The sequence below is a fragment of the Streptococcus sp. SS-4456 genome, from assembly GCF_036680365.1.
GTDB lineage: Bacteria > Bacillota > Bacilli > Lactobacillales > Streptococcaceae > Streptococcus.
In genome coordinates, this window is sequence record NZ_JAVIHI010000023.1 from 1 (window position 1) to 13,610 (window position 13,610).

Here is a 13,610-nt window from a genome sequence, read left to right on the forward strand (position 1 = left end):
TAGTTGGTTTGTTATCTGTTGTATCGTAAGATGTACCTGTTGATGTAGATGGTGTATCTGTTACAGGTGCTTTGATGACATTGCCTTCAGTGTCGATGTAGTTAACAACTACGTTACCTTTCACTTCTTCATATACGTAAGTTACTTGCTTGTCTTCGCCTGGAGTTACTGATCCATTTTCTTCACCAGTAGTCAAGCTTGGAACAAGTTTATAAGTCTTACCATCTTCAGTAGTGATTGTAGTTGGCTTGTTGTCTTCAGTTGTGTATGTCTTACCTGGTTCAGCATTCTCTTCGTCCTTAACTGGAGATTTGATTACTGTACCGTCAGTTGTTACATAGTTAACTGTTACTGAACCTGCTGGCTCGTAGACGTATTGAACAGTCGTAGTGCCTTCTACAACAGTACCTTTCTCCGCAGCTGATGTGTCTTTCACTTCTTTGTAGAAGTATGTCACACCATTGTGTTTGATAACTGCTGGTTTGAAATCTGTTGTATCGTAAGTTGTATCAAGAGCCGCATCAGTAGTATCGTTTACTGAAGTTGCAATTGTTTCACCATTAGTGTTCACATAGTTGACGACAACGCTACCGTTTGGTTTTGGAGCTGGAGTTGTTACTTTTTGGTAAACATAAGTTACTTGAGTTGTACCTTCAACAACAGAACCATTTTCTTCACCCTTAGTCAATACTGGAACAAGTTTGTACTCAGTACCATCTTCAGTTGTGATAGTAGTTGGTTTGTTATCTGTTGTATCGTAAGATGTACCTGTTGATGTAGATGGTGTATCTGTTACAGGTGCTTTGATGACATTGCCTTCAGTATCGATGTAGTTAACAACTACGTTACCTTTCACTTCTTCATATACGTAAGTTACTTGCTTGTCTTCGCCTGGAGTTACTGATCCATTTTCTTCACCAGTAGTCAAGCTTGGAACAAGTTTATAAGTCTTACCATCTTCAGTAGTGATTGTAGTTGGCTTGTTGTCTTCAGTTGTGTATGTCTTACCTGGTTCAGCATTCTCTTCATCCTTAACTGGAGATTTGATAACTTTACCGTCAGTTGTTACATAGTTAACTGTTACAGAACCAGCTTGCTCGTAAACGTAAGTGATTTCAGTCGTACCTTCTACAACCTTACCAGTTTCAGTGGCTGAAGTTGCATCTACTTCTTTGTAGTAGTAAACTGTACCATCTTCAGTTGTGATCTTAGCTGGTTTGTTATCAGTTGTGTCGTAGGCTGTACCTGTTGAAGTTGTCTTCGTATCCACTACTTGTGAAGCAATGACTTTGCCATCAGTGTTTACATAGTTAACAACAACGTCACCCTTAACTTCTTCGTATACATAAGTTACTTGAGTTACACCTGGAACAACATCACCTGTTTCAGAACCTTTAGTAAGGGTTGGAACAAGTTTGTATGTCTTACCATCAGCAGTTGTGATAGTTCCTGGCTTAACATCAGTTGTATCATATGGAGTACCTGTTGAAGTTGTCTTCGTATCCACTACTTGTGAAGCAATGACTTTGCCATCAGTTGTTACATAGTTAACAACTACTGAACCTTTCACTTCTTTGTAGACATAAGTAACTTCTGTTGTCTTACCTGCTTCAACTGTACCTTCTTCAGTACCGATTGTTGCTGCTGGGATCAACTCGTAAGTCTTACCATCTTCAGTTGTGATAGTTGTTGGCTTGTTATCTGTTGTGTCGTATGGAGTTCCTGCTGATGATTCTTTTGTATCATCAACTTGAGTCTTAATCACTGTGCCGTCCTCAGTGATGTAGTTAACGACAACGTTACCTTTCACTTCTTGGTAAACGTAAGTGATTTCCTTAGTTGTGCCTGTTTCAACTGTACCTGTAACTGAATCAACACCTGTTGCAGTACCGTTACCAGCTGCTGTCAAGTTGTTATCATCTGAAACTGTACCAACGTTATAAGTAGCTGCTGGAGCAAGTTTGTAGACTTTTCCATCAACTGTTGTGATAGATTCTGGTTTGTTGTCCGCTGTATCGTACTCTGTACCAGCTTTCTCGTTTGTTACGTCAGCTACTGGTGCTTGAAGTGGTTTACCATCTGTATCAACATAGTTAACGTTGACTGAACCAGCTTTTTCGTAAACGTAGGTTACTTCTGTAGTATCTTCTACGACTTTGCCAGTTTCTTTAGTTGCATCTTCAGCTTTGATTTCTTTATAGTAGTAAACATCGCCAGTAGCATCTTCAACAATCTTTGCTGGAACTTGGTCAGCTGTTGAGTAGTCTGTACCTACAAGAGCATCATTTGTATCAACTACTGGAGTAGCGATAACTTTTCCGTCTGTATTTACATAGTTAACTACAACATCTCCATATTTAGGATTTGGAGTGTAGTATACAACTTCATTGATGTCCTCATCTGTTGCAACAACTGTCTTATCTGTAACAGATTCAGTCATTGGAGCATCAGCACCTTCGAGAGTTGTACGAGTTGCTGTGTAGTCTGTGATTTCTGGAATGAGGTTACCATTAAGAACATCTGTCGAGTCAGCTGTCCATTCACCATAAGTCACTTCACCTGTTACAAGGTTCACTTGAGCTGGGCGAGTAAAGGATACTGTTTCAGTCTTAACAAGTGGCGTACCTTCTGTAGAGTCTTTAGGCAAGATGTTGCCTGCAGCATCTACACGAACTGGAGTTCCATCTTCATACTTGTACTCAACTGTACGAGTAACTTCTTGTGTTGTTTCAAGGTTATTAATAGTGTCTGGCCAAACAGGTGAGTTTGGATCGCTTGGATCTACTGGCTGACCTGGAACCGCTGTATTTGGAACTTCTTCGACACGTGGCTTAATAACAACTAAAAACTCTTGTAAAACTGCTGTGTCAGTATCATAGTCTTGACCGTCAGTAGTCGTAAAGTTATCTGAAACAAGCTCATAACCCAATTGCTTATACTTGTTGATTGTATCTTCAGTTGAGTAGTTGATATCAGTACCTGAACCACCAGTCAATGTACCTGAATCTTCCAAGTAATCTGTCGCTCCTTCAATTTGGTAGCGGATGATCGCTTGTTGCTCTAAAGGTTTATAAACATATGTAGTTGTTAACGCGGCCGGAGTAGAGGCACCACGCAAAGTTTGTTGGATACCATAAGGTTTATAACCCAAGTCAACATATGTGCCATCTACAGACTGCCATGCAAATGGAGTATCAGCGCCCGTATTCGCTTTAGTCCATACTTGTGAGCCGATGAAAATTCTTCCGTAAGGACCGGTAGTTGATGTGCCCGACCAGTTAGCAACTACGCGATATTTAGAACCATCAGCATTAGCTGGTGATTCTGCAAATACCATATATCCTTTTTCTTTATCAATAGTATGGTCTGCCCAAATTCTTGCCTCAGTATTATAATCATACGATACTCTATCCGGAGTATAACTCAAATGAGAAGTCTCAAGCAACTTGAAGAATCCACTAGTATCAAGACCCTCCCAATCTACAGTTCCAGTGTAGGTTGGATCCAATACAAAAATCTCGTGTACGTACTCAGTATTCGAGACAATTGTTCGAATTACCTTATACTGAATAGTATTTGTTGGATCCGTTGTAGAATTAACTACACCAGCCACATAAACCGTACCTACTGGATAACCACCTTGGGCAGGTTCTACTTGCTTTTCTACAAACTCATAACCTTCAAATTCACGTTGACCAGAAGATGTAACAGTTTGACCACCGATTGTTTGAAGGTTATAGGTCGCTAAAATCCGGCCATCTTCAACTTTATAAGTGGTTGTGTTAATTTGATAAACTGGAATAATTGTATTGTTATAATTTGATCCAGTTCCGTCACCTATGAATCTCAAGTTTCCATAGGTACTACCGTTGACAGCAGTTTGAGTTTCATATAGCATTTTGATATTTTCATTATCCGTATCGATTGTTTTCGGATAAGTAAATAATACACTAGAACCTGGTTCGACTGTATGTTTCTCTATTACTTGTCCATCTGCCTTACTAACCAATTCAGCCAAGATGGTGTTTTTAGTAGGATCTGAGTCCAATGAGAATCGCATATAAGCGTCAACTACAGTTCCGTTGAAAGTGGAACTATTCATATTCACGTTATATGACATTAAATCATATGAATCGAAAGTATACCAACCTGCTTCAGTTGTAGCAGTGATGCCAGTTCGAAGTGTATGTGGTTTGATACCAGCGCCATGTGGATCATCCATTGTAGGAGTCGCAGTTGTTGACGCCTCAACTAAGACACCCAAACCTTCACCCACTTGCAAGTCAGAAAAAGTATTGTTCAATACAATCTCGATAGCATCAGTTCCTAAGTACTTCCGTAATTCCACTACGAATGCTTCAACGTTTGTACGAACAGCGTCGATTTGAGCGTTAACCTCTTCAAGTGTTGCTGCTGAATCGTTCAAGACTGCAGTCGCTTCTGTTGCAGTTAATTTAGTCGCTGCAGCAGAAGCTTTCAATGCAGTGTTGTCCCTATCGGATGCAGCCACAAGACGTTCCGCTTCGTTAGCCAATACTTCAGCTTCTGAAGTTACTTGCTCAAGCACTACTTTTACTTCTTCTACAGTTGCAGGTGTTTTTACTGTTTCAGTAACTGTTGCAGTTGCAGGTGTAGTTGCTTCTTCTGTCGCTGTTGTAGTTGTGCTTGAAGTTGTCTCAAATGTTGTTACTGCTTTTTCTTCAGCTTTCTTAACAACTTTAACTGTTACAATATTTTCACCATTTTCAGTTACTTCTTGAGAAACTGTCGTTGCTTGACCAGTAGCCAATTCGTAACCTAATGGCAATTCTGTAGCTACTTCTTCAGTTGTAGTAGCTGTTGCTTCAGTTGTAGTTACAGATGTTGTCTTCACATCTGCTTTTACTAGAGTACCATCTTCCAATACATACTGAACGATGTAGTTGATGGTAGCAGGGCGTTCTGTGCTTGCAACTGTTTCTGTAGTTGAAGCTACAGTTTCTGTAGATGTGCTTGTTGCAGTCTCAGTAGCTGAAACTGAAGTTTCAGTCGTTGATGCTACTGTTGCTTCGGTAACAACTACTTCCGAACTTGCGGACGAATCCGTAGATGAAGCGACTGTCGCTGTTGTCGCTTCTGATGAAGCAACTGTCTCTTCGGCTTGTGCTACTTGTGCTCCTGCACCTAGAGCAAGTGACATACCGAGCAAGACACTGGCTGCACCAAAATGATATTTACGAATTGAGAAATGTTGTCTCATTCCGTACCAATCAAATGATTTTTTATTTGCTTTACGCATGTAAAAAATCCTCCCCAAAATTTATTTATACTTACTATAAGTAACTTTCCCTATACTAGATATAGAAAAACTACAGTAATTATCTCAGTAATTATACAATATCTTTAAATAACAAACAAATATCTTGATTTAATTTGTGAAAAAAGTTTATTTATAATTTCTTTTAAATAAATATTAAATATTATATCGTTTGCATTGCTAAATAATCGAGATTTTATACACCCTTATTTTTATGTCTAAAATCACAAAGGCTGTTTATGTAGTATATTTGTTTTCGATGGAATTAAAAAAGGAGAAATATCTCCTTAGTACTAAACAATGAAAGCGAAGTATTAAGCCAACTGCTCTCGCAAAATTGCTACCTTTTCTGAGCTCAATGAGAGGTAGGGTGCACTTCTTCATTGGTCATATTTGTCGCGAACAATCGTTGGATAAACTCTTTACGATTCGCATCAAGTGTCATATTTGCCATTGGTTCTCCCTTTCTATAATGTAAGGTTTAAGTATAGTAAAAACACTTTTAAAGTCAATTAATTACTGTACCTGTCGACATTAACATAAATATATTATTGTAATTACAACCAGGTCATCAGACAGATCAGTCAAAACGTCCGTTTCATTGTATTCAGTTTCTCGACATCTATTCATAATTTTAACCTTCGTGGGACTGAAACCGAGAAAGTTTTCAATAAATCAGAGGTCACCTTTGGATCGCTAAAAACTTTTTTTAGCTTCATTGTCCATCATTAGAATGATAGAATAACTTTTTTCTAATATTGTTCTCTGAATGCCATTATTTTGAAATGCATAACCTCACATCATTTATTTAAAAAACAGAGAAATTTCTCCTAAGTTTATTATGGCACAAGCATTCATTTTTTTGAAGTATTTAATCAAAAACCTGCTAGTCAATTAAAACTAACAGGTCTATGATTATTGATTTTCGGCTTCTCTTGCCAGACGCTCTCTTTCCAAGCGCAATTTACGATTGGGATTGAGCGTGTTAAAAAGTTCTTCCAATTTCTCAGCATTCCAAACATCTGCTGCAGAAACGAAATTTCCATCCTTATCCTTGAAGGATATCGGTTTATCGCCCATACAAACCTCCAAATTATATGAATTACTAATCCTAGTTATAAAAGGGCTGCCGTTCTAGTCTGTACACAAACTACTTCACTTCATTCATGTAGACGATACTACTTCCTTAACGGAATTAGTAAGGTTGGTAGGTAGTCCGCCATAGCGGCTACCGTACTACATCAAGTCCTTTGGGACTTAGAGGTAGTTCCAACGTTAATCCACGAACTCGAATTCAAACTTGCCGATGCGGACGGTATCGCCGTCTTTGGCTCCACGTGCACGAAGAGCTTCATCGACACCCATTCCTCGCAACTGGCGGGCGAATTTCATAACTGATTCGTCACGGTCAAAGTTGGTCATGGTAAAGAGTTTTTCTAGCTTATCACCAGATAGAATCCAGCTGGCATCATCTGAACGGCTGATATCAAATTCTGGTTCATCTGGGTTAAAGCCATAGTAAGCCTCTTCTTCTTGGAAGTCAGATTCATCATAGAGCAAGAATTCTGGCGTTTTCTCTAGCAAATCTGCTGTCGCTTCCAACAGATTTTCCAAACCTTGGTGGGCTATCCCTGAAATTGGGAAAATCTGTGGCAGTTCATCAAATTCATCATAGTTAGCTGCTAATTTTTTCTTGAATTCCTTCAGATTTTCAGCTGCTTCTGGCATATCCATCTTATTAGCAACGATAATCTGCGGACGTTCCATTAGTCGAAGATTATAGGTTTCCAATTCGTTGTTGATGGCCACATAATCTTCATAAGGATCACGCCCCTCACTCGCTGACATATCTAAGACATGCAAGATAACTCGTGTCCGCTCGATGTGACGAAGGAATTGAGTTCCAAGACCAACACCTTGGCTAGCTCCTTCAATCAAACCTGGCAAGTCTGCAACTGCAAAAGATTCTCCAGATTTAGTCCGAACCATTCCCAAGTTTGGAACAATAGTTGTAAAGTGATAGGCACCGATTTTTGGCTTGGCAGCCGTAATCACGCTGAGCAGGGTTGATTTACCAACCGACGGGAAACCAACAAGACCTACATCAGCAAGAACTTTCAATTCTAATTCCAATTGGCGTTCTTCACCTGGTTCCCCATTTTCAGAAATTTCTGGTGCAGGATTTTTTGGTGTCGCAAAACGAATATTTCCACGACCACCGCGGCCTCCATGGGCAATGATAAATTCTTGACCATGCTCGACCAAGTCAGTAATAACCTTGCCAGTTTCCGCATCGCGCACAGTAGTTCCCTGAGGAACACGAACCAGCATATCCTCGGCGCCACGCCCATGCATGCCCTTGGTCATGCCTTTTTCGCCATCGTCAGCCTTAAAACGACGATTGTAACGGAAGTCCATGAGGGTGCGCAAGCCTTCATCCACGACAAAGACCACATTACCGCCTCTTCCACCGTCACCGCCCCACGGACCGCCGTTTGGGACATATTTTTCGCGGCGAAAAGCTACCATACCATCGCCACCCTTACCAGCCTTGACCGTAATCTTGGCTGTATCTAAAAACATACTCATAATTTACCTATTCTTTCCTAGAAAAAAACGCTTAGAAGCGCTTAATTCATCAATGCATTGATTGCTGGCAAAATCAGACCAGCCAAGGTTACTAGAACCATTACAATAACGATAATAATTGTCACTTTCTCAAAAAGTGTTTTTTTATGTTTTACTTCTCCAAAAGCCATGGCTTTCTCCTTATTTCAGTATAAATCAGTTCATTTTACCACAATTTTGCCCCTTTTTCAATTGTCACCTTTTGGAGCCAAACATTCCTTAACCTTCTCCGCCACCTTATACGGCACACCTGCTTCTGCGATTTCTTGCAGACTGGCTGACTGGATATTGCCAATGGATTTAAAATGCTTCATCAAAGCCTGTTTGCGTTTTGGTCCCAAACCTTCTATGCCGTCCAATTTAGATGAGAAGGAATTTTTTGACCGAACCTGACGGTGAAACTCAATAGCAAAGCGGTGAACCTCATCTTGAATCCGATGCAGGAGGAAAAATTCCTGAGAATTACGGGGCAACTCCACCACTTCCAGCGGATTTCCAAAGAGCAACTCGTGAGTCTGGTGCTTGTCATTCTTCTGCAAACCTGCAATGGGAATGGACATGCCCAACTCCTGTTCAATGACCTGTTTGGCGACATTGACCTGTCCCTGACCACCGTCAATAATAATCAAGTCAGGCGGTGTCAAATCGTCCCTCAAGACCCGACTATAACGGCGTTGTAAGACTTCCCTCATAGACGCATAATCATCTGGCCCTTCCACCGTCTTTATCTTGTACTTACGGTATTCCTTTTTATTAGGCACCCCATTTTCAAAGACCACCATGGCCGACACAGGGCTGGTCCCCATAATGTTGGAGTTATCGAAAGCCTCAATCCGCACAGGCGTCGGAATCCCCAAAAGCTGACCGATATTCTCCACCGCACCGTAGGTCTTTTCCAGATTTTTCTCCAAAAGATTAAACTTCTGCTCCAGACTAACACGGGCATTCTTGGTCGCTAGATTGATAAGTTGCTTCTTCTCGCCACGCTGAGGCTTAAGCACCTTAGTATCCACCAAAGCTTCTACGGCTTCTTGGTCAATATCCTGCGGTATCAAGACCTCCGACGGAATCAAATGTTGCTGGTCCCTGTAAAACTGACCGATATAGGTCAAAAAATCTTCGTCCGCATCATTATAGTATGGAAAAAGATTGACATTCCGCTCAATCAGTTTTCCCTGCCGAACAAAGAAAACCTGCACACACATCCAGCCCTTATCTACATAGTAGCCAAAGACATCGCGGTTTTGCAAGTCATGAGCCATCACACGTTGCTTGGTCCGCAGGGTGGAAATAGATTGCAGGACATCGCGGTATTCCGCAGCCTTTTCAAATTCCAAATTGCCAGCAGCCGCCTTCATCTTGTCCTGCACTTCCTTGACAATCTTATCATCATGACCTGTCAAGAACTGGGCCACTTCCTTGGCCATCTTGTCATAGTCAGACAGGCTGGGCAGGTCTTCCCCGTGAGCCAGACATTGCCCCAAATGATAATAAAGACAATACTTGTTCTCAGGCAATTTACACTTGCGGAAAGGATAGAGGCGCTCCAATAGTTTGAGGGTCTGGTTGGCCGCACCCACATCGGGATAGGGACCAAAATACTGACCGCCATCCTTCTTAATCTGCCGTGTAATAATTAGCCGTGGGTGGCGTTCCTTGGTAATCTTGATGAAGGGATAGGACTTGTCGTCCTTGAGCATGATATTATAGCGAGGCTTGTTTTCCTGAATCAGGTTGATTTCCAACAAGAGGGCCTCGATATTAGAATCCGTCACGATGAATTCAAAATCGGCAATTTCAGCTACTAGAGCCTCTGTCTTGGTATCATGGGCACCACGAAAATAAGACCGAACCCGATTGCGCAGGTTTTTGGCCTTGCCCACATAGATGATCTTTCCGTACTTGTTTTTATGGAGGTAACAACCCGGACTGTCCGGCAGCAACTCCAACTTGTGCTTGATTAAATCGTTCATAAAACTATTGTAACACAAGTTTATTCAATGGAACACTAGACATCTTCTCAAAAAACATTAAATTTTCTCACAATTCAATGACTTGCAATGTTATATTTTCTAACATAAAGAATTGATAGATTTTGCAAAAATTTTCAGAATATGGTATACTAGCAAAGTTATTTTATATAGAAGGAGTATGAAAATGAAGAAAAGACTATTTTTGTTATTGGCAAGCATACTGCCGATATTCTTTATTTTTACAGGCGTAAAGGCTGACGATACTATTGATATTGTTTTCGATAATGCCTACGCACCATTTGAGTTTAAAGACTCAGACCAAGTTTACAAAGGATTAGATGTTGATATCATCAACGAAGTAGCTCAACGCTCTGGTTGGACTATGAATCAGTCTTTCCCAGGCTTCGATGCTGCCGTTAACGCTGTTCAAGCCGGTTCTGCCGATGCCCTTATGGCAGGTACAACCATTACAGAGGCTCGCAAGAAAGTCTTTACTTTCTCTGATCCTTACTTCGATACAAAAATCGTTATTGCTACAACCAAGTCAAACACGATTTCTAAATACGAAGACCTAAACGGCAAAACAGTTGGTGTAAAAAATGGTACTGCTGCCCAAGCCTTTCTTGAAGAAAACAAAGAAAAGTACGGCTATACTCTTAAAACCTTTGATACAGGCGATTTGATGTACAACAGCCTTTCAGCTGGTGCTGTTGATGCAGTTATGGACGATGAAGCAGTTATCCAATATGCCATCCAACAAGGTCAAGACCTTAGCATCGACATCGCTGGTGAAGCTATCGGTTCCTTTGGTTTCTCTGTTAAAAAAGGCAGCCAATATGAGTACCTTGTAGAAGATTTTAACAAGGCACTTGCAGCCATGAAAGAAGATGGTACATATGAAACAATCATGAACAAGTGGTTGGGAACAACAACTGCTTCTGCTGAAACAACTGACTACTCTTCACGCCTTAGCTTGACTGGTAGTGCTACTGCAAAAGCAACGCCTGTAAAAGCAAGCTACACCATTGTAGCGGATTCCTCATTTGCCCCATTTGAATACCAAGACGAAACTGGTAAATATGTCGGCATCGACATGGAATTGATTAAGGCAATTGCAGAAAACCAAGGCTTTACTATTACCATCCAAAACCCTGGCTTTGATGCAGCCTTGAACGCTGTACAAGCTGGACAAGCTGATGCGGTTATCGCTGGTATGTCTATCACAGACGCTCGTAAAGAGATTTTTGATTTCTCAGATGCCTATTATTCATCAAATATTCTTCTTGCCGTTAAAAATGGTAGCGATATTACTTCCTACGAAGGCTTGAAAGGCAAAACTGTCGGTGCTAAAAATGGTACTGCTTCATACACATTCTTAGAGAGCAACAAAGATAAGTACGGTTATACTCTCAAAGCCTTTGATGAAGCTTCTGGTATGTATGACAGCTTGAATTCAGGTTCTATTGATGCCCTAATGGATGACGAAGCTGTGCTTCTTTACGCTATCCAACAAGGTCGCGACTTTGCAACTCCAATCCCTGGTGAAAAATCTGGCGAGTATGGTTTCGCTGTTAAAAAAGGTACAAACCCAGAGTTGATTGAAATGTTCAACAACGGTATGGCTGCTCTTGTCCAATCTGGTAAGTACGATGAAATTCTTAACAAGTACTTCAATTCTACTGAGGAAACAAGCTCTACTACATCTACTGTTGATGAAACAACCATTGCTGGTCTTTTGAAAAACAACTACGGTCAGTTACTCTCTGGTCTTGGTATCACAATCGGTCTTGCACTTCTTTCATTTGCAATCGCTATTGTTATTGGTATTATCTTCGGTATGTTCGCGGTTAGTCCAATCAAAGCCCTCCGTGTTACTGCATCTGTGTTCGTTGATGTGGTTCGTGGTATTCCTTTGATGATTGTAGCTGCCTTCATCTTCTGGGGTATTCCTAACTTAATCGAATCTATCACAGGTCAGCAATCTCCAATCAACGACTTCGTTGCTGGTACCATTGCCCTGTCCCTTAACTCTGGTGCTTATATCGCTGAGATTGTTCGCGGTGGTATTCAAGCCGTTCCTGCTGGTCAAATGGAAGCCTCACGCAGTTTGGGTATTTCCTACGGAACAACCATGCGCAAGATTATCTTGCCACAGGCTGGTAAAATCATGTTGCCAAACTTCATTAACCAATTCGTTATCACTTTGAAAGATACAACTATCATCTCTGCGATTGGTTTGGTGGAGCTCTTCCAAGCAGGTAAAATCATTATTGCTCGTAACTATCAGTCCTTCCGTATGTATGCAATCCTTGCCATTATCTACTTGGTAGTTATCACTCTCTTGACGCGCTTGGCTCGTAATCTTGAAAAAGGAGGCAAATAATGGCTCAATTGAAAATTAACGTCCATGACTTGCACAAGTATTATGGAAAAAACGAAGTATTGAAAGGTATTACTGCTAAGTTCTATGAAGGCGATGTTGTTTGTATCATCGGTCCTTCTGGTTCAGGTAAATCAACCTTCCTTCGTACCATGAACTTGCTTGAAACCATCACAAGTGGTCAAGTGACAGTGGATGGCTACGATTTGACAGATCCTAAGACAGATGTTGATGCTTTCCGTGCCAATGTCGGCATGGTATTCCAGCACTTCAACCTCTTCCCACACATGACTGTCCTTGATAATATTACTTTTGCTCCTATCGAACACAAGTTGATGGATAAGGCAGAAGCTGAAAAAGTTGGCATGGAATTGTTGGAAAAAGTTGGTTTGGCAGACAAGCGTGACGCCATGCCTGATAGCCTATCTGGTGGTCAAAAACAACGTGTTGCTATCGCTCGTGCCTTGGCTATGAACCCAGACATCATGCTCTTTGACGAACCAACTTCTGCCCTTGACCCTGAAATGGTTGGCGATGTTCTCAACGTTATGAAAGACTTGGCAGAACAAGGTATGACCATGTTGATTGTAACCCACGAGATGGGCTTCGCCCGCAAGGTTGCTAACCGCGTTATCTTTACTGATGGCGGTGAATTCCTTGAAGATGGTACTCCAGAGCAAATCTTTGATAACCCACAACACCCACGTTTGAAAGACTTCCTAGATAAAGTCTTGAATGTGTAAAATTGAAAAGCCTTGACACAAGTCAAGGTTTTTTTTGCATCTCACAATGATTTATAAATTCTTTTTATAGGACCAACCTTTCTTTTTCTTTTCAACAGCTTCAAAGCCACATTTCTCAAATAGTTTACGGGAGCCCGTATTCCAGTCATATATTTCTTCGACAAGTATTTCCTCAAGCCCCACTTCCCTTGCACGCTCGATCATTCGTTGCAATACCTTGGTTCCTATTCCCTTTTTCCAATACCGCTTATCTCCAATGGCAATGGCAAAATCATCTGTAAACAGCGTCACATCACCAATTGGGATAAACTGATTGTCTTCAAAAATTTCAATAAAGTAACATTCGCCATTCGTTGACAAGTACTCATACATACGATTGAGCAAGTCTGCACTATAAACTTCCTCATCCCCGTCAATGAGCCAGACCAATTCCAAATCTTGATGCCATATCAAAGCAAAATCATGAACCCCATCATATCTACGAAGCCGAATCTGATTGTCAATTTCTAATACTGCCGCCTGCTCTACTCCTTCGATTGCCATGAATATCTCCTTACTAGTTCATCTCGGTAGGTCAATTTTATCACAAA

8 protein-coding genes are annotated in these 13,610 nt (G+C 41.0%); 2 read left to right on the forward strand and 6 right to left on the reverse strand.

Features of this window, described 5'->3' with window-relative positions; all coding sequences use genetic code 11:
* From RFK25_RS07355 to uvrC, 5 genes are all read right to left on the reverse strand, one after another.
* A partial coding sequence (locus tag RFK25_RS07355; protein WP_332412669.1) for a MucBP domain-containing protein occupies positions 1-5,278 on the reverse strand: 5,278 nt, incomplete at its 3' end.
* 933 nt (positions 5,279-6,211) lie between these two features.
* On the reverse strand, positions 6,212-6,376 hold the full coding sequence (locus RFK25_RS07360; protein WP_172012220.1) for a hypothetical protein: 165 nt from the start codon (positions 6,374-6,376) through the stop codon (positions 6,212-6,214).
* A gap of 195 nt (positions 6,377-6,571) precedes the next feature.
* Complete coding sequence (gene obgE / locus RFK25_RS07365; protein ID WP_332412676.1) at positions 6,572-7,885, reverse strand: GTPase ObgE; 1,314 nt, start codon at positions 7,883-7,885, stop codon at positions 6,572-6,574.
* Positions 7,886-7,926: 41 nt separating this feature from the next.
* A complete protein-coding gene (locus RFK25_RS07370) occupies positions 7,927-8,055 on the reverse strand; it encodes a DUF4044 domain-containing protein (protein WP_172052924.1) in 129 nt (42 codons plus the stop codon).
* 57 nt (positions 8,056-8,112) lie between these two features.
* Positions 8,113-9,897: an excinuclease ABC subunit UvrC gene (uvrC, locus tag RFK25_RS07375; RefSeq protein WP_332412678.1), complete on the reverse strand. Its 1,785-nt coding sequence runs from the start codon at positions 9,895-9,897 to the stop codon at positions 8,113-8,115.
* A 184-nt stretch (positions 9,898-10,081) separates the two neighbouring features.
* Here uvrC and RFK25_RS07380 point away from each other — a divergent pair, with 184 nt between their 5' ends.
* Positions 10,082-12,280 (forward strand): ABC transporter substrate-binding protein/permease, encoded by a 2,199-nt coding sequence (locus RFK25_RS07380; RefSeq protein ID WP_332412679.1) that lies wholly within the window; start codon positions 10,082-10,084, stop codon positions 12,278-12,280.
* Positions 12,280-13,020: an amino acid ABC transporter ATP-binding protein gene (locus RFK25_RS07385; protein ID WP_105113790.1), complete on the forward strand. Its 741-nt coding sequence runs from the start codon at positions 12,280-12,282 to the stop codon at positions 13,018-13,020. Before RFK25_RS07380 ends, RFK25_RS07385 begins: the two co-directional genes overlap by 1 nt.
* A gap of 51 nt (positions 13,021-13,071) precedes the next feature.
* On the opposite strand, the gene RFK25_RS07390 is transcribed toward RFK25_RS07385, so the two are convergent.
* Positions 13,072-13,563, reverse strand: coding sequence for a GNAT family N-acetyltransferase (locus RFK25_RS07390; RefSeq protein WP_332412681.1), 492 nt, complete (start codon positions 13,561-13,563; stop codon positions 13,072-13,074).
* Positions 13,564-13,610: the final 47 nt, after the last annotated feature.